The 17,809-nt window shown below is 29.2% G+C and carries 14 protein-coding genes and 1 tRNA gene; 12 read left to right on the forward strand and 3 right to left on the reverse strand.

Going from position 1 to position 17,809, the window contains the following annotated elements; all coding sequences use genetic code 11:
* Positions 1–46 precede the first annotated feature (46 nt).
* On the reverse strand, positions 47–1,279 hold the full coding sequence (locus HR065_RS02530; protein ID WP_178734332.1) for a hypothetical protein: 1,233 nt from the start codon (positions 1,277–1,279) through the stop codon (positions 47–49).
* 334 nt (positions 1,280–1,613) lie between these two features.
* Positions 1,614–1,736 carry a hypothetical protein gene (locus tag HR065_RS03735; RefSeq protein WP_280527668.1) on the reverse strand — a complete coding sequence of 41 codons (123 nt, stop codon included), beginning with the start codon at positions 1,734–1,736 and terminating at the stop codon, positions 1,614–1,616.
* Between the two features lie 74 nt (positions 1,737–1,810).
* Here HR065_RS03735 and HR065_RS02535 point away from each other — a divergent pair, with 74 nt between their 5' ends.
* The 7 genes from HR065_RS02535 (at position 1,811) to HR065_RS02565 (ending at position 11,231) form a co-directional block, all read left to right on the forward strand.
* The gene (locus HR065_RS02535; protein ID WP_178734333.1) at positions 1,811–2,647 is read left to right on the forward strand and encodes a hypothetical protein; all 837 of its coding nucleotides are present in this window, start codon (positions 1,811–1,813) and stop codon (positions 2,645–2,647) included.
* Positions 2,648–2,909: 262 nt separating this feature from the next.
* A tRNA-Leu gene (locus HR065_RS02540) sits at positions 2,910–2,996 on the forward strand.
* Between the two features lie 102 nt (positions 2,997–3,098).
* Positions 3,099–7,940, forward strand: coding sequence for a PolC-type DNA polymerase III (locus HR065_RS02545; protein ID WP_178734334.1), 4,842 nt, complete (start codon positions 3,099–3,101; stop codon positions 7,938–7,940).
* Positions 7,941–8,152: 212 nt separating this feature from the next.
* Positions 8,153–9,493 (forward strand): FAD-dependent oxidoreductase, encoded by a 1,341-nt coding sequence (locus tag HR065_RS02550; RefSeq protein WP_178734335.1) that lies wholly within the window; start codon positions 8,153–8,155, stop codon positions 9,491–9,493.
* Between the two features lie 41 nt (positions 9,494–9,534).
* Positions 9,535–9,804 carry a hypothetical protein gene (locus tag HR065_RS02555; RefSeq protein WP_178734336.1) on the forward strand — a complete coding sequence of 90 codons (270 nt, stop codon included), beginning with the start codon at positions 9,535–9,537 and terminating at the stop codon, positions 9,802–9,804.
* Between the two features lie 354 nt (positions 9,805–10,158).
* Positions 10,159–10,779 carry a superoxide dismutase gene (locus HR065_RS02560; protein WP_178734337.1) on the forward strand — a complete coding sequence of 207 codons (621 nt, stop codon included), beginning with the start codon at positions 10,159–10,161 and terminating at the stop codon, positions 10,777–10,779.
* On the forward strand, positions 10,776–11,231 hold the full coding sequence (locus HR065_RS02565) for a transcription antitermination protein NusB (RefSeq protein ID WP_178734338.1): 456 nt from the start codon (positions 10,776–10,778) through the stop codon (positions 11,229–11,231). The genes HR065_RS02560 and HR065_RS02565 overlap by 4 nt, the downstream gene beginning before the upstream one ends.
* 157 nt (positions 11,232–11,388) lie before the next feature.
* On the opposite strand, the gene HR065_RS02570 is transcribed toward HR065_RS02565, so the two are convergent.
* Positions 11,389–11,562 (reverse strand): hypothetical protein, encoded by a 174-nt coding sequence (locus HR065_RS02570; RefSeq protein ID WP_178734339.1) that lies wholly within the window; start codon positions 11,560–11,562, stop codon positions 11,389–11,391.
* A 165-nt stretch (positions 11,563–11,727) separates the two neighbouring features.
* Between HR065_RS02570 and HR065_RS02575 the strand changes: the two genes are divergently transcribed.
* The 5 genes from HR065_RS02575 (at position 11,728) to HR065_RS02595 (ending at position 17,781) form a co-directional block, all read left to right on the forward strand.
* The gene (locus tag HR065_RS02575; RefSeq protein ID WP_178734340.1) at positions 11,728–12,996 is read left to right on the forward strand and encodes a DEAD/DEAH box helicase; all 1,269 of its coding nucleotides are present in this window, start codon (positions 11,728–11,730) and stop codon (positions 12,994–12,996) included.
* Complete coding sequence (locus HR065_RS02580) at positions 12,980–13,870, forward strand: deoxyribonuclease IV (RefSeq protein WP_178734341.1); 891 nt, start codon at positions 12,980–12,982, stop codon at positions 13,868–13,870. The genes HR065_RS02575 and HR065_RS02580 overlap by 17 nt, the downstream gene beginning before the upstream one ends.
* Positions 13,871–14,270: 400 nt before the next feature.
* On the forward strand, positions 14,271–15,848 hold the full coding sequence (locus HR065_RS02585) for an ABC transporter substrate-binding protein (RefSeq protein WP_178734342.1): 1,578 nt from the start codon (positions 14,271–14,273) through the stop codon (positions 15,846–15,848).
* Between the two features lie 99 nt (positions 15,849–15,947).
* Positions 15,948–16,877 carry an ABC transporter permease gene (locus HR065_RS02590; RefSeq protein WP_178734343.1) on the forward strand — a complete coding sequence of 310 codons (930 nt, stop codon included), beginning with the start codon at positions 15,948–15,950 and terminating at the stop codon, positions 16,875–16,877.
* A 37-nt stretch (positions 16,878–16,914) separates the two neighbouring features.
* The gene (locus tag HR065_RS02595) at positions 16,915–17,781 is read left to right on the forward strand and encodes an ABC transporter permease (protein ID WP_178734344.1); all 867 of its coding nucleotides are present in this window, start codon (positions 16,915–16,917) and stop codon (positions 17,779–17,781) included.
* Positions 17,782–17,809: the final 28 nt, after the last annotated feature.

The following is a 17,809-nucleotide window of genomic DNA, read 5'->3' on the forward strand; positions in this document are numbered from 1 at the left end:
TAGCTCTTTTTAATTATTTATAAGGGTGTTTTTTTTATTTATTTTTTTAAAAAATAGTAAATAAAAAAACATTTTCAAAAGAAGAGTGAGAACTATAATCCAACTTTATTTTTCTTTGTTCCATTAAATTTTGCGAAGAAAGAATATTTCTTGTTTTAGGATCTATTATAAAGTTTTTTTCACAAGGCAATTCAAAAATCCATTTGTTTTCTTCACTATCACGAGATTTTAATTTTGTTTCTTTTACTGGATCCATGAATATTAATTGATTTTTTGGATCTAAGGTCCAACTAAAGATACTATCCTCCCCTTCTAAATCGAATGGATCTGACATAATAGTTCTAATAGAGGCAATAGCGTTATTTTTGATATTTCTTTCAATAATAATTTGCCCATAATTTTTATTACAAAAAAATTCTCTTTTTAATTCTGAGCCTGTTTCTTCGTCAAAGGTGATAGTTTCCACAGGGTTAATGAATTTGGTTAATTTATTGTTGTTAGGGTTTATTTCACATTCCATTTCTTCTTTTAAGAGAGGATCTGTTTCTTTCGCGGGGAAAAATGTAGATGATATGGTTTTACTCTTAATGTTTGGTTCTGTTATTTCTTTCACATAAGCAGGATCATTTTTATAAATGGCTTCGTTTTTTTCATTGAAATGAACTACAAAAGGTTCTTTCCCTTCTTTTTGGAAAGAAATCTTTTGTAGTTTATTTTTCTTTAAATCATATTCAATAAAATTATTTTTATCAAAAAAGATGGTTTTAGTTAAAGCTTGACCGCTTTTGATTTCGTAATTAATGACGTTTTTCTTTTTCTGTTCGTAAATAGTTAACTCTTGGAGAGTTTTTGTTTTGACATCAATTATAAAACTAATAATACCGTTTTTGTCAAAAAAAGATTCATTAGGAAGAACATTTTCTGAACTAAAACTTTGAGTAGTTTCATTAGGGTCTAATAAAGGCGTTTTATCCTCGGAAGGCAGGATTAACTTGTTATTTTTATCGAATTGAAAAAGTTGACCTTCAGATAATTGTATTCTGATAACTCTATAAGTGGTTGGTTCTATTTCGATCAAGACATTATCTTTTTGAGGGAAAGTTATTTTTAAAGTATCTACTTTGTTTTTTATTAATGGTTTTGTTTTGGTAGCATCGTTAACAGCGCTTTTATTATATTGTTGATAACAAAATAAAATTACTAAAAAGAAAAGAATCACCAAAAACATTAATAATAATAATTTATATTTCAAGGAAGATTGGGAATCATCGCCCTTCATATATTTTTATTACCTTTCTATTATTATCAGTTGGTTTTGAAAAATAAGGTGAGAAAAAATATAATTTAAAAAAAGAATTAGTTTATCAAAAAAAATATTTTTTTTGATAAAAGTTAATCAACAAAACAAAAAAATATGAATAATAATTTATATTTAAAGGTAGACCGAAATCTCCTTTGTTTTTATCTTTACCTTTCTATTATTATATAATTTTGATTTTATAATGGATAAAATATTTACAAATCTATTTTCATTATAACAGGTAAAAGTATTTCTCAACAGTGAAAATCATATGAAAAGGATAAAACCCTCTTTCTTTATAAAAAGACCTTTTTTAGGTCGTTTTATAAAGAAAGATTCTGGAAAAAGACATCTTGAGAACTAAATTAAAACCTAAAGAAATTTCTTTCTTTTTAAAAATTTTTTCTTTTTTGTTTTTATCATTCATTTCGTTCATTAAAAAAAGTTTTTTTCATTACAATAAAAGATGGCTTAGGCCAAAAAAATTCCATTAGAAAAAGTAAATCATTAATGAAAATGTCGATTCCTAAAAAAATATTTTCTTTCTTATTTCGTAAAAGTGTTTTTCTGTCGTGTGTCTGTTTAGGGTTATATTGTCTTATCAGAAAAAATATTAATATCTTTTCTCCTCCAGTTTCTCCTTCTTCCTTAACTGTTGAACAGAAAGGACAAGGTTTTTCTCGTAAGAAAAAACCTTCTAAAAAGTCTAATCTTCTGCAACCTCTTTGTCAAACAGTTTATCAAGCTAACTTAGAACAAGAAGTAGAAAATGATGTTTATCAACCTAATATTATGTTAAATAAACCCGTTATGAAGACGGATAAATATAACGTTATGTTAGCGTTTTATAAGTATAACGAACAAGGCTTGTTAGTGAGAAAAAAATATAAAGCTGGTTTAAACAATTATTTTTACGAATATAACGCTCAAGGTCAATTGGTTAAAAGTTATGGCGATAAATATGGTAATAATAAGGAATTAGATTTTTTTACTTATCATTATAACGATAAAAACCAATTAGTACGTCTTTTAGACCATAATAAAGTCGTTAAAAAAGAGTTTGAATATAACCAAAAAGGCCAATTGGTTAAAAAAACGGACTTTCATTTCTGGCACACAGATCAAGCTTATACGATCACTTATAGTTATCAATATAACGAAAAAGGACAAAAAATTAAAAAATTGTACCAAGGAATGGCGACTTATAATAAAAAAGGTATTTGTACCAAACCAAAGAAAAATTTTAATTTATTAGAAAATACATACGAATACAATCAAAAAGGACAAAGAATCAGAAAACGCGAACGCAATAATGCCGTTTGTAGGATGTATAGATATCAAGAATAAAATATTTTTTATAAAAAGAAAAAGAATAATGAAAAACCCGTTGTGTGAATTATCTTGAAAAAGAGAGTCTCTCAAAGAGACTCTCTTTTTTAAAAAAACATTGACAAATCAATCTTTTTATTTTAAAATTATTAAGAAGCCTAAAAAGTTTCTCTTTTAGAATATATATTATCCATTAATAAGTAGGATTATTTTTTTAAGAAAAAAACCTTTTGCAAAAAAGATTCAGAATATTTTTAATTATGTTATAATTAAAATGTATGCTGGTGTGGCGAAATTGGCAGACGCATTTGACTCAAAATCAAACGAGGTTAAACTCATATCGGTTCAAGTCCGATCATCAGTACCAAACAAAATAATATTTATTCCTTATATTCACATGAAATTCATGTGTTTTTCTTTTTTATATCTCCCACTGATTTTAAAATTTAAAAATAAAAAGAGTAAAAAAATGTCTCATAAGTTCGAAGAATTTCTCCAAACCTTAAAAAACCCCGAATTACAACAATTTCAATTACAAGAAGTATTGGTAGATCCGTCCCGCATTAGTTGGACCTTTTTTGTGACCGCGGAAGAATTCCCTGCTGAAGCTGTGCTTTTAGATGAGTTCCGTCAAAGTTTACAAGTTTTTTTTGACACTTACACTAAAGAAGGCGTGAAAAACATGTCTTTTGATGTGCGTTATGAATTCCATCATTTTAACCATTTAAAAGATGAGAAAGTCTGGGAAAAACAATTCCAATATATTCTGCAACAGAAAAAAGAATTATCTAACGAGTCTTTTTTTGATCTTTTCAATACCACGCCGACCATTTCTTGGGAAGATAAAAAAGCTATCTTTCGCTTAAATCCAATTCTTTTAAAATATTTCCATCGAACTGATATTTTAAAGGAATTAAACACTTTTTTTCTCCACCGTTATGGCATAGCTTTAGATTTTATACCGGAATATCCAGATCTTTTAACTCTATCAGAGTTAAAAGATCCTACTATAGGTGGTTTTAATAATCTGGAGAAAGATGAATTAACTTCGGAAGAAAAATTTAAAATTAATTTAATCCATATTATCGCTCAAAAGCAGGAACACGAAATATATAAGATTTTGGATCAAACGCCTTTGATCGATGTAGAGAAGAAAACTTGTGAGTTTGATTTTCCTCCTTATTTAAAAAACACCCTGACTCAACTGGATCTGCTACCGAGTTTGCAAAAATTATTTGCAGAAGAACACCAATGTTTTTACCAATTCCTTAATAAAGGTGATATAATGGCTGAAAAAAGACAGCAACAATGGGAACATAACGGACTACCTTTAATATCTTTTAAAGATATTCCGGTTAAAAACAGCGCTTTAAAAACCTTTAAACAAAATAATCCTGCATTTAGGGTTAAAGGTTATGTGCAACAAATGACCGAATTACCTATTAAAAATAACCAAAGCGTTTTAGTGAAGTTTTTTTTAGTAGATCCTGAAACCAAACAAGATGCTATCGAATATAAAAGCTTTTTCAACCAAAGTTATAAAGGTAAAACTAATGCTTCTTACTCCCAAATTCAAAAAGATTTTCAAGAAGGTGTTTTAGTAGAAATAGAGACTTTTGTTGATTTTAACGCTAAAAACCAAGAATACTATTTTAATTTTACTCCTAAAAATGGGACTCCTAAATATCAAGTCCTCGATCATGTGCCTTTGATGTACCAAAGAAAAGATGATTATCCGGAGCAAAAAAGAATTGAATTTCACCTGCATACGAAAATGTCTAATTTAGATGCGGTCACAAGTGTGAAAGATTATCTTGATATAGCGGAAAAATGGGGTCATGAAGCCATCGCGTTCACCGATCATAACGGAGTTTATGCTTTTCCAGAAATAGAAAAACATCTACGTGGTAAAAAAATAAAACCTATTTTAGGGGCTGAATTCGATTTTATCGCAGAAACCCCCCTTTATATCACTAACCAAGAACAATATCCCCAATTCCCTGATTTTACGTTAAAAAACCATAAATACGTTGTTTTCGATTTAGAAACCACTGGTTTTTCGAAAATAAGAGATAAAATTATTGAAATATCGGCTGTGAGAATTGAAAACGGTAAAATCACAGAGGAAATGTTTGATGAATTAGTGAATCCGCAAACCAAATTAAACCCGAGAATTCAAGAAATTACTCAGATTACGAACCAAGATTTAGAGGGCAAACCCACTATTGATGCTATTTTGCCGCAGTTTTTAGAGTTTGCGAAAGGTTATACTTTAATCGCTCATAACGCCTCTTTTGATATGGGTTTCTTATTGGAAAACGTGCAAAGATTAGGTCTTGTTTATGAACCTCAACCTGTGATAGATACTATGCCTTTATCGCAAAAATATTTCAACCAATTTTTAAAGTTTTTTTCTTTAAAAAGATTGGCGAAAGTTTTTAAAGCTAAACCAACTTTAGAAGGACATAGTCACAGAGCTTTATACGATTCCGAAACTACCGCTTTGGTTTATATCGAAATGATGAAGAAATTAGAAGAACAAGAAGTACTGACTTTTTATGATTTAAAAGGGACGGCTGATACTTTGTTTGAAAGATCTTATCATATTAATGTTTTAGCGAAAAACCAAACTGGTTACCAAAATTTATTTTATTTAATTAGTGACGCTTTAACACAAGATTTTTATAAAAAACCCCGTTTATTGAAATCTAAATTAAACCAACATCGTGAAGGTTTATTAGTGGGTAGTGGTTGTTTTGATAGTAATGTTTTTGAGGCAGCTTTAAACAAGAGTGAACAAGATTTAGCAGAAGCAATCGCTTTTTATGATTATATCGAAGTTCAACCTCTTAACGCCTATAAACATGTCATTTATGATTTAGGTGGCGATGATCCGGAGATTAACGCTCTGGCTATCGTGCAAAACACTTTATTAAAAATTATTAATGAAGCCAAAAAACAAGGTAAAATAATTATCGCGACCGGAGATGTTCATTATCTGCATCCGTATGAAAAAATTTATCGTGAAATGTATATCAACGCTAAATTAATTGGTGGTGGTTTACATAAATTATCGAAATTTAGCTCTGAAAATTTACCGGATAATCATTTATTAACGACTCAAGAAATGTTGGACGCTTTTAGTTTTATCGAAGATGCAGCATTAAGAAAAGATTTAGTGATTAATAATCCTCATTTATTAAACCAACAAATCGATAAAATTCAAATTTTCCCGAAACAGTTGTTTTCTCTGCAAGATGATACTTTTGCCCAAAATTTAAAGGTTCCTAGTATTAAGCAAGAAATGAAGGTTTTAATTACGACGCGTATTGAAGCTTTATACGGCAAAATAGTGCACCCTTTAATTCAAGAAAGAATCGATAAAGAGTTGAAAAGTATTTTAGGAGATGATAGTCAAAAAGACGCTAACCAAAGTATTACTCCTATTTATTATTTATCTTATTTATTAGTTAAAAAATCCATGGAAGATGGTTATTCCGTAGGTTCTCGTGGTTCTATTGGTTCTTCTATTATCGCTAATGTATTAGAAATTACAGAAGTAAACCCTTTAAGACCACATTATCGTTGTCCAAAATGTCAATACACCGTGATGAAAATGACTGAAGAAGAGAAACAAAACCCTTTATACCAAAAATACGTTAAAAAAGATGATCCTAATGATTATGATATTTTAGAACATACTTATTCTGGCTATGATTTACCGGATAAAAAATGTCCTCAATGTCACGTTAATTTTAGTAAAAACGGGCAAGATATTCCTTTTGAAACCTTTTTAGGTTTTGAAGGCAATAAAACCCCAGATATCGATTTAAATTTCGCGGGAGATTACCAAAGTAAAGCCCATGATTATATTAAAGAGTTATTAGGGGAAGAACACGTTTTTAGAGCCGGAACTATCCAAACCGTAGCGAAAAGAAACGCTTATGGTTATGTGAAAGGCTTTGTCAAAGATAAAGGCTTGGATGAGGAAATACGTGTTTCCGAAATTAGCCGTAGATCCACGATGATTGAAGGGGTGAAACGTTCCACAGGGCAACACCCAGGGGGAATCGTAGTTGTTCCTAAAGGGCATAAAATCTATGAAATTACGCCAGTTCAGTATCCAGCTGATGATACGGAATCTAAATGGAAAACGACTCATTTTGATTACCATTCTTTTGAAAATAATTTATTTAAAATGGATATTTTAGGGCATGATGATCCGATGTTAATTAAGTTTTTTATGGATTATGTGAAAAAAAATCCTACTTTATTCCCGTTTGATCGTTACCAAGATATTCCGTTAGATGATATTAAAGTATACGAATTATTCGCTAATAAAGAACCGAATAAAACTTCTATCGCTGTGCCCGAATTTGGTACCAATTTCGTTATCGCGATGTTAAAAGATATTTATGACAAAGAGAAAAAAACCTTTAATTTCGCTACTTTAGTAAAAGTATCGGGTTTATCGCACGGAACCAATGTTTGGACCCAAAATGCGAAAGATATTTTAGCAGGTAAAGGCGATTTCCAAGAAGATATTAAGGAAAAAATTTCTTTTGATCAAGTAATCGCTTGTCGTGATGAAATTATGAATACTTTAATCGAAAAAGGTGTTGATCCTTTGCGAGCTTTTGATATCATGGAGTTTGTCCGCAAAGGTAAACCACATACTCATCCCCAAGAATGGGAAAAATTAATTTCTCCCGTAGAAGCTAAAATACCTCAATGGTATTTAAAATCTTTAACCAAAATTAAATACCTTTTCCCGAAAGCGCATGCTGTGGCTTATGTTTTAATGGCAATGAGGATCGCTTGGTTTAAAGTCAATCATCCTTTATTGTTCTATAGTGGTTATTTCTCCAAAAGAGCCGATCAATTTGATTATAATGTCATGTTGAAAACAGCGCCCGAAATTGAGAAAGAATTGCGCAAAGCAGATAAAAATCCCGATGATGGGCAAATCACTATGAAAAAAACCGTTAAAAAGGAAATCACTGTGAAAGAACAAAGTCGTATTAATACTTTAAAAAGTGCTTATGAAATGGTGCAATTAGGTTATAAATTTTTACCGATTGATTTGAATAAATCAGAAGCGAACGAATTTGTGATTGAAGAGGGTAAATATTTAAGAATGCCTTTTGTGGCTATTGATGGTTTAGGACAAGTAGCGGCGGATAATATTGTGATGAACCGTAAAGAGAAATTATTCACTCAAGATGATTTTGCCAAAAGAGTGAAAATTAATAAAACTATTTTGAAAAAGTTTAAGGATGAAATGATTATCGAAAAATTACCAGAAGAATAAATGATTTAAGTTTAGGTTTAAAACCAAAATATGTTATAATAAGGATAGATTATATAATATTTGAATATATTTTTATTATGATATAATTATTATGTAAAAGTTTTTTAAATGTTATTTATTTTTGTTGTGCAAGATTTTTTAGGAAGCAATAAACGATATAAAACAAATTAAGATGTGATTTTCAATAAAAATAATTATAAGGTAGGTTTTTCATGTTAAAAGTTATTGTTATAGGGTGTACTCATTCAGGAACTGCTGCGGTTAAAACCATTAAAAAAAATTATAGTGATGTTGATGTAACTGTTTATGAGAGAAACGACACAGTTTCCTTTCTTTCTTGTGGAATAGCTTTGTATATTGGGGGAGTTGTTCAAGATAGAAGAGGGTTATTTTATTCCAACCCAGATGAATTAACGCAAATGGGCGCTAATGTTAATTTAGAGCACGAAGTTTTAAAAGTAGATTTCGATAAAAAAGAAATCGTAGTTAAAAACTTAAAAACTAACGAAGAGTTTGTGGATCGTTTTGATAAATTAGTGTTATCCACTGGTTCTTGGCCGGTGATTCCTCGCTTAGACGGAATGGATTCTAAAAATTTATTATTATCCAAAAACTATGCTCACGCTAACGAAATTATTGAATACGCTTCTGGCATTAAAAAAATTACTGTTGTGGGTGCTGGTTATATTGGCGTTGAATTAGCGGAATCTTTCTCTCATCAAGGTAAAGAAGTAGTGTTGATTGATGCGGAAGAAAGAATCATGTCTAAATACTTAGATAAAGAATTTACTGATTTAGCTCAAGATGCTTTTACTGAAAATAACGTTAAATTGGCTTTAGGACAAAGAGTTTCTAAATTAGAAACTGCTAATGGGTTAATTACTCACGTCCACACTGATAAAGAAGTTTTTGAAACAGAAATGGTTATTATGTGTATTAGTTTCATTCCAAATACTAAATTAGTGAGCCATGGTTTAAAAACATCTCCTAACGGTGCTTTAGTAGTTAACGAATACTTGCAAACTTCTAATCCAGATGTTTATGCTTGTGGCGACTGTGTTAATATTTATTATAACCCAACCCAAGAATCTAAATACATTCCTTTAGCGACTAACGCTGTTAGAATGGGAACTTTAATAGGGATGAATATTAAAGAAAATAAACATAAATATTTAGGTACTCAAGGCACTAGTGGTATTAAAATCTATGATTTAAATATTTCTTCTACTGGTTTAACTGAAAATGTCGCTAAATTGTTAGGTTTAAATTATGCTGCTGTAACAATCAGAGATGCTAACAGACCTGAATTTATGCCGGATTATGAATCAGCTTTATTAAAAGTAGTTTTCGATAAAGAAACACGTAAGATTTTAGGCGGACAAATTTTATCTAACGCTGATTTAACAGAAAAAATGAACACTTTAAGTGTATGTATTCAAAAAAATATGACTATTGATGAATTAGCGTTTGTAGATTTCTTTTTCCACCCTCATTTCAACAAACCTTGGAGTTTATTGAACCTAGCGGGCTTGAAATCTTTAGAAATTAAATAATATCCTTAAGAACCTCAACTAGAAAGAAACTAAAAAAATATATGTTTTTTATCTTTTTTAAAAAGATTTTTCTGTACTTATTAATTTTTTCAATAGGTGGTTTAGGAGGAGCTTTATTTTATAAAAAAGCTCAAACTAATGAAGCCTATTTTTTAACTAAAAAAAGGATAGATATCGTTAGTAACCAAATCAAGAACCAAATTGGTTTTCAAACGAGCGCTAACGAACCAAGCTTTAGTTTATATCACGAAATGTTGCATCATTGGTTCATCGCGATCAATGAAGTAGATAAACATTTTTTCACTAAATAAGGAAAAGAAAGTTTTTTCCATAGATAAAAAGAGCGGATGAAAGATAACTTTGGACTAAATTAATAAATTATTGTTATTATTGATAATTATTAAATTAGTCCAAACTTTCTTTATAAATGGTTTTAACATTCTTTATGAAAAAACCTCTTTTTATCGATCTTAAAAAGGTTTTAAAAGAGTTTTAAACCTTTTGATCAAAAGAAACTCCTACTTTCCTTAATTACCCCTTTTTAACACTTATAAAAGTGTTATAATGTTTAATGAAGAAACTTTTATTATGCTATCATTTAAAAGTCAACTACATCTTTACCAAGAAATTGGTCAATTTAAAAAAGGAGAATTTGGATCAAGATTATGAAAAAATATCAATTACCTCAATTACCTTATGCTTATGATGCTTTAGAACCTTTCATTGATGCTAAAACGATGGAAATACATCATCAAAAACATCATCAAGCTTATGTCAACAACTTAAATGCTGTTTTAGAAAAACATCCACAAATTAACGCTGATTTAGAGGTTTTATTAAAAGACTTATCTTTAGTGCCTGAAGAAGCCAGAACAGCTGTTAGAAATAATGGCGGCGGACATTATAATCATTCCTTTTTTTGGCAAACTTTACGAGTTAATAATGGTACTCAACCTACTGGTAAATTAAAAGACTGGATGGAACGTGATTATCAGAGTGTCGAAAATTTAAAAGACCAAATGGCTTTAAAAGCAAAAACTGTTTTTGGTAGCGGTTGGGCTTGGTTAATTTTAAACCACCACCAGAAATTAGAAGTAGTTAGTACAGCTAACCAAGATACGGTTTTAAACTTAGGTGCTCCTCTTTTAGGAATTGATGTTTGGGAACATGCTTATTATTTAAATTATCAAAATCGTCGCCCAGATTATATAGAAGCTTTTTATAATGTTGTTAATTGGGAACAAGTGGGTAAAAATTTAGAAGAAGCTTTGTTGAAAAAGCAATGATAAATCCACAAACGAATTTGCATTACCACCAAATATATATGTCTCCTAAAAAGATGAAAGAACTAAGGGTTAAAATCATTAATAATTTATACCAATATGATTTTTACCACAATGAACTTCAAGTCCAAAACCCTAATATTAACGAAAAAATCGTTCTTGTTGAACAATTGATTAATAATATTGTTTTAATTGATAATATCATCCAAAAAAACTTATACGATTATACTTTAGATAGATTGAATAAAGTTGATAAAGCTATTATTCGTTTAGCTACTTTCGAATTAATGGAAAAAAAACTGTCTCATAAAATTATTATTAACGAAGCAATTGAATTAACTAAAGAATATTCTTCTTTAAACGATAATAAACAATATAAGTTCAACAATAAGCTTTTACAACTTATTTATGAAGACCTTGAAAGCAATACCTATAAAAAAGAGCTTTTAAAATAAAAGCTCGTTTTTTATGTCTTATGTTAATTTTTTTAAAAAAGAAGAGATGTCTTAAAAAAGATATGTTTTATTTGGGTTCTTAGGTTTTTAATCGTTTTGGTTCTTAATCGGGTTGATGATTAATTGGTTTGATATATTAATCGCTTCCAACTGATCCTTATTTTTTTGTCACAAATTCATAAATGGCTAAAATAGGAACCAATGAAAAAACTAAGATAGCTAGCAAAATCACTAAATTAGTAACAGTAAACAATTTAGTTTTTTTAACTACCATTGGTGTTTTATTATTTTTTTTAGTTTTGGCGGAATTTTTTTTATTGTTTTTTTTCATGGATTTCTCTTTTCTTCATTGTTTATTTAGATCTCTCAAAAAGATCTATTTATTAATATTTTAAAGGAAAAACACTAAAAAAATACTTTTTATTTTATTTTTTTTATTTTCGTTGGTTTAAAGACGAAAAAGATTTACGTTATCACAAAAGAAAGGGTTGAAATAATGCAGACCTATCTTCAAGACAAATTAAAATTATTAAAATTTAAAACTATTACTCCGATACAAAAAAAATTTTTTGAGGAGTTTGATAAACCTTTTAACTTAGTAGGAATCGCTCCTACAGGAACAGGTAAAACACATGCTTATTTATTGCCTATTTTAAGCAAAATAGACTGGAATAAAAACATGATTCAAGCGGTGATAGTTGTTCCTACTAATGAGCTTGTTTTTCAAGTTTTTAACATGTTAAAAGAAATTGAAAAACAAAATTCTAAAGTAAAGATTTTTTACGGTGGAATGGATAAACAAAAAATACTCTCTAGTTTGGAAAAAAAACAACCTCCTGTGGTAATCACTACTTTAAGTAAGTTAAGCGAATATACCCAAACTTTAAACAAATTAAACATTTTTAAAGCTGCTTATTTAGTGTTAGATGAAGCGGATATGTTATTTGACCAAGAATCGTTAAATTGGTTAGATCCTTTATTGGTTAAATGGCGACCGAAAATCTTATTATTTTCTGCTTCCATCACGCCCGCAATGAAACCTTTCATTAATAAATATTTCGGTAAATCTTTATTTTTAGATGTTAATTCAGAACAAAAAATAAATTTAAAATATTACGCTTTAGAAAGTTCTTCTGATAAAAGAATCAATAATTTGGTGCATTTTTCTAAAACTTTAAACCCTTATTTAGCCTTAATTTTTGTTTCTCATAAAAAAGACCAATTTATGGTTTATGAAGGTTTAAAAGAAGCTAATTTAAATGTTTTAAACTTTTCTTCTGACTTATCAGTTAAACAAAGAAAACAACATATAGCTGAAATTAAAAAAATGAAATATCAATATATTATTTCCAGTGATTTAACCGCTAGAGGGCTAGATTTAGATATCACTTGGGTTATTCATTATGACTTGCCGAGCCGTAATTTAGAGTTTTTCCAACACCGTAGCGGTCGTACAGGTAGAATGGGTAAAGACGGTAACGTTTTAGTGATTTATAACGAGAAAGATAAAACTTCCTTGGATAAAATTAAAAAACTTAATGATATTGATTTTCATAATATCACTTTAACTAAAACCGGTTTCCAAGAAGAAGTTAAAAAAGAAGTTCGTCCTAAGAAACAAACTTCTCATCAAACGAACCCTTCCAACAATAAATACAATTTTTATAAAAAAAATGATAAAATGAGTTTTCCTAATAAAAATGGTAAAAAAAATAACCCTCATTTTTCCAAAAGAAGAGATAAAAAAAATGATAAAAATAGGTAGTCATGTCCCTTTTAACAAACCTTTAATGTATTTAGGTTCTTTACAAAAAAGTTTATCTTTTGACGCTAATACTTTTATGATTTATACTGGAGCGCCGCAAAACACTATTAGATCTGATTTGAAAGAGGCTAACTTATTAGAAACTTTCGCACAAATGAAACAACATAATTTAGACCCTAATGATTTAGTAGGACATGCGCCTTATATTGTCAATTTAGCCAACCCTTCTTTAGCGAAAAGAACTTTCGCGATTGAATTTTTAACAAAAGAATTATACAGATTTGAACAAATGAAAATTGTTCGCATGGTGCTTCATCCTGGCAATAACATGCATAAAAACAAAAGAGAAGCGATAGAATTTATCGCTTCCGGCATCAACCAAATTTTTAAAAATACTGCTGGTTTAAAGGTGGGGATCGCTTTAGAAACTATGGCTGGCAAAGGAAACGAAATAGGTGCTTCTTTTCAAGATTTAAAAGATATTATTACTTTGATTGAAGATAAAAAAAGGATTTCTGTCTGTTTTGATACTTGTCATGTTTTTGATTCTGGTTATGATATTAAAAATAACTTTGATGCGGTGATGGAAGAATTTGATGCTATTGTGGGGCAAGAATATTTATCTGTTTTTCATATTAACGATTCTAAAAATATTTTAGGTAGTCGAAAAGATCGTCATGAAAATATTGGTTACGGTAATATCGGTTTTGAAGCTTTAATTAATATTATTTATCATCCTTCTTTTTTATCTTTGCCCAAAATATTAGAAACTCCTTTTATTAACGGTTTCGCTCCTTATAAAGAGGAAATAAAAATGATTAAAGAAAAAACCTTTAACCCTGATTTGAAAAAAATCTTTGCAGAAAAGGTTTAAAAAAAGATAAAAGACTCATTAGTTAATCAAGCAATGAGAGAAATGAAAAAGCTATGTAAAAACATAGCTTTTTTTGTTGGTTAATAACTGGTTTTTCTTGGTTTTCAGCAGACACCAAAAGAGTTCATTTTGAGAAGATGCTCTTAGTCCTTAGAAAATACTCTTAGTAAATATGATGAGAAAAGTTTCTGAGAGATAAGTTTATAAGTCTTTTCTTCTTCAACAACCCTTTTGGACAAATATTTTAACCCTTTTTGATGCGGATAAGACATAAAAAATTAAAAAAATGCAACAATTTTCTCCAAACCCTTGAAAAAAAAAAAAAAAAAAAAAACATATATAATTTATATTGATATGCGGTAATTTATTAAATAATACAAAAAAGGAGCATTTTTTATATATGTCAAAAATAAAAAATAATAAGAAATTAGTAATTATAGTTTCTAGCGTTTTATTAGGCGTTTTATTAGTTTGCGGTGCGCTTTATTTTTATAAACGTGGAAAAGGGACAGATCAGAAGGCGAAAGAAACTGTTAATATGGTTTGGGCATCTGATATTAAAGGTTTTGATCCGACTAACAAAACACATTCCAGTTCTGCAACTTCCGAAAAACTTTATTTAGCCGTTCACGATACTTTAATTGTTGAGGACAATGTTAATAAAAAAACAGTTGGTAGGTTGGCTGAAAAATGGAATAAAGAAGGAAAAGAAATTACTTTCACTCTTCGCGATAATATCTTTTTTCACAATAACAAACCTGTAACGGCTGAAGATGTTGTATATTCTCTTCAAAAAGGAATAAACAACAATAACAATGATTATTCAGATATGATTCAAGATTTGCAAGTTGTAGATAATAAAAACGTAAAAGTTACAATTAAAAATGATCTTTTATGGTGGACTTCTGTTTTAGAAAGATATAGAATTTTATGTAAATCTGAAGTTGAAGCTGATCAAGATAAAGGTGTTAAAGTCGGTGCGGGTCCATATAAATTAGTTAATTATGAACGCGATGACAAAATGTCTTTTGAACTTTTTGAAAATTATTGGAATAAAGATGCCATCAAAGAAAGTCCGAAAAAATTGATGGTTAAAATTCAAAAATCATTTGAAACTACTTTACAAGAATTAGAAGCAGGTACAATTGATTTAACTGCGGATGTTTCCTCTGATAAAGTTAATACTTTAAAAGAAAAAATATCTAGCGGAGCGCTTAAAGGTTTAGAAATAGTAGAAAATACAAACGCTTACGGTTCGCAAATTTATATGAATGCAGCACGTACGAAAAAACCAGCACGTCAAGCAATAAGTTTAGCTTTAAATTTCCCTCCAATGATTTCTGCTTTACAATTACCTGGAACTCCCTTAGATACTTACGTTCCAAGCCTTTTAGTTGGACACAATGAACAAATTAAACGCAAATACGATATGGACGAAGCTAAAAAAATAGTAAGCGGTTTATCAGCTGAAGATAAAAAAATTAAATTAGGTTACACCGATAAAGAAAGTTCTCAACTTCCTAATAAAATAGCAGAAAGTTTAAGAGAAGCTGGTTTTGAAGTTACAACAGAAGAAGCTGAATTTAATACTTTTTTAGCAGAAACGAAAGAACCTACTTCTTCCTACAATATGGTTTTATTGGGCGAATTGCATGAAATGGGTTACGGCCACAAAGCTTTATGCGATTATTTCTTAAAGGATTCTGAATACGCTTTCCCTCACATTCAAAAAGGCGATGCAACAGACCAAGCCAAAGGTGAAGCGATTGATTCTAAATTGAGACAAGCTCAAAAAGAAAGTAATTTAGACACATATACGACTTTAGTAAAAGAAGTTCAACAAATTTTAAATGATGAAGTTTATGTAATACCTATTTACGAAGGAAAAGTATATTTCTTAAAATCTTCTAAAATAAAAGACTTTACATGTGATATTTTTTATAGAATAGATTGGGAAAAAATAAAAAAAGTAGCATAAAAAAATAATGATGAGTTTTAATCCGAATTAAATATTTTTATATTTGGGTTAAAAACCATCATTCTTTTTTAAATAATAAAATAATTTTGAGGATAAAAAATGATAAAATACATTTCAAAAAAATTTTGTTATAACATGATGATTTTTATATCTGTTATTTTTATAAGTTTTTTTACCGTTAAATTAATACCTGGCGATCCTATTAGTGCGATTGCAGGTCTGAAAGGCGGCAACCCAGCACAAAGAAAAGCTTTAAAAGCTGAATTAGGTCTTGATTTGTCTTTATTAAAACAATTTACCAACTACTTAACGCAAATCTTTTTTCATTTTGATTTCGGTAAATCGTATTATAATGATAAATTACCAGCCGTAAAATTATTTTTTAAAGCTTTCAATAACACTTTTAAATTAGCATTATTGAGCACTTTTTTTGGTTCTTTATTAGGTATTTTATTCGGTGTTCTGTCTTCTTATTGGCAAGGTAAGAAAAAAAACTTACTTTTAAACGGTCTTTCTGTCTTTGTCATGTCGTCTCCTACTTTTGTTATCGCTTTTTTAATGCAATTATATTTAGGAAAAATGCTTCATTTGCCTAGATCAGGTTTTGACACTCTACAAGCGATGATTTTACCTGTTTTAAGTTTATCTTTAGTCGTGAGTGTTTCAGTTTTTAAAATAACTCAAACCAGCATGAAAGAAACATTAGAACAACCTTATATCAAAGCAGCTTATGCTAAAGGATTATCCAAGAATCACATCATGTTTAAATACGCTTTAAAAAACGCTTTAATTCCTGTGGTGGCTCATATAGGATTAATGTTTAGTTATTTAATCGGTGGCGCTATAATTACTGAATTTGTTTTCAACATTAAAGGAATTGGAAGTTTAATCATCTCATCATTCGAGAATAGAGATTATTTAGTATTGCAAGGTAGCATCATTTTATTAGCTTTATTCATTAGCCTTTTTAACTTATTGTTAGATTTTGTTTACGCTTTATTAGATCCTCGTATAAATAAAAAAGTTTAAAGACATAAATTTTCAAAGAAAGGATAATCGAATTTAAATGTTAAAAATAAAAAAAATACCACAAGCGATTCATAAAACGTTTAAAACAATCAAAAGCAATAAAAAGATTTTAATTGGTTCTTTATTTTTAACTCTTTTAATTGTATTCTCTTTTGTGATGCCTTTTTTTTCTTTTATCAAAAATCCGAATGTATCGCCTTACAAACGCTTACAAGGAATTAGTTGGACTCATTGGATGGGAACAGATTCCACTGGGAGAGATTTATTTAGTAGAGTGATATATGGAGCTAAAATTTCTTTACAAATAGCTTTTTATTCTGTTTTAATAAGCAGCATAATAGGTTCTTTTTTAGGCATTATGGCGGGTTATTTTAGAGGATTTTTTGATACTGTGATTAATTTTGTATGTGATATTTTAGTAGTTTTCCCTGACTTTATTTTAGCTATCGTCATTATGTTCTTTTTAAATAAAAGCATGACTTCGTTAGTGATTGTTTTAAGTATTTCTCGTATACCTTCTTTTATCAGAGTGATGAGAGCTAATACGATGAAAATAAAACAAAAAGATTTCATTAAAACTTCTAAAGCGTTAGGGGCGAGTGATATCAAAATTATTTTTAGACATGTTTTGCCTCATTTAACGTCTTTTTTCATCATTCAAATTACTTTAAGTATGTCATCCGCTATTCTAACCGCTTCAGGACTAGGTTTTATCGGTTTAGGACTAGATCCACAAATTCCTGAATGGGGCAGTATTTTGAGTTCCAGTAAAAATGATATGAGATGGTATTTCCATCTATTTTTAGGACCTTTCATCGTGATCGTTTTAACGTGTTTATCTTTTAATTTGATAGGTTCTGGTTTAATGGAACATTTTGACCCTAAAAACGAACAACAAGAATAATGAATCTTTTTGCCAATTAATCGGAAAA

It is taken from the genome of Candidatus Phytoplasma pruni (genome assembly GCF_013391955.1).
GTDB lineage: Bacteria > Bacillota_I > Bacilli_A > Acholeplasmatales > Acholeplasmataceae > Phytoplasma.

Bases quoted from the DNA above. Each gene is read 5' to 3' on its own strand.
- HR065_RS02570 (WP_178734339.1), bottom strand. From the start codon at position 11,562: ATGAAAAAAAACAATAAAAAAAATTCCGCCAAAACTAAAAAAAATAAT.
- HR065_RS02535 (WP_178734333.1), top strand. From the start codon at position 1,811: ATGAAAATGTCGATTCCTAAAAAAATATTTTCTTTCTTATTTCGTAAA.
- HR065_RS02565 (WP_178734338.1), top strand. From the start codon at position 10,776: ATGATAAATCCACAAACGAATTTGCATTACCACCAAATATATATGTCT.
- HR065_RS02585 (WP_178734342.1), top strand. From the start codon at position 14,271: ATGTCAAAAATAAAAAATAATAAGAAATTAGTAATTATAGTTTCTAGC.
- HR065_RS02530 (WP_178734332.1), bottom strand. From the start codon at position 1,279: ATGAAGGGCGATGATTCCCAATCTTCCTTGAAATATAAATTATTATTA.
- HR065_RS02590 (WP_178734343.1), top strand. From the start codon at position 15,948: ATGATAAAATACATTTCAAAAAAATTTTGTTATAACATGATGATTTTT.
- HR065_RS02560 (WP_178734337.1), top strand. From the start codon at position 10,159: ATGAAAAAATATCAATTACCTCAATTACCTTATGCTTATGATGCTTTA.
- HR065_RS02595 (WP_178734344.1), top strand. From the start codon at position 16,915: ATGTTAAAAATAAAAAAAATACCACAAGCGATTCATAAAACGTTTAAA.
- HR065_RS02580 (WP_178734341.1), top strand. From the start codon at position 12,980: ATGATAAAAATAGGTAGTCATGTCCCTTTTAACAAACCTTTAATGTAT.
- HR065_RS02575 (WP_178734340.1), top strand. From the start codon at position 11,728: ATGCAGACCTATCTTCAAGACAAATTAAAATTATTAAAATTTAAAACT.
- HR065_RS02555 (WP_178734336.1), top strand. From the start codon at position 9,535: ATGTTTTTTATCTTTTTTAAAAAGATTTTTCTGTACTTATTAATTTTT.
- HR065_RS03735 (WP_280527668.1), bottom strand. From the start codon at position 1,736: ATGAACGAAATGAATGATAAAAACAAAAAAGAAAAAATTTTTAAAAAG.
- HR065_RS02550 (WP_178734335.1), top strand. From the start codon at position 8,153: ATGTTAAAAGTTATTGTTATAGGGTGTACTCATTCAGGAACTGCTGCG.
- HR065_RS02545 (WP_178734334.1), top strand. From the start codon at position 3,099: ATGTCTCATAAGTTCGAAGAATTTCTCCAAACCTTAAAAAACCCCGAA.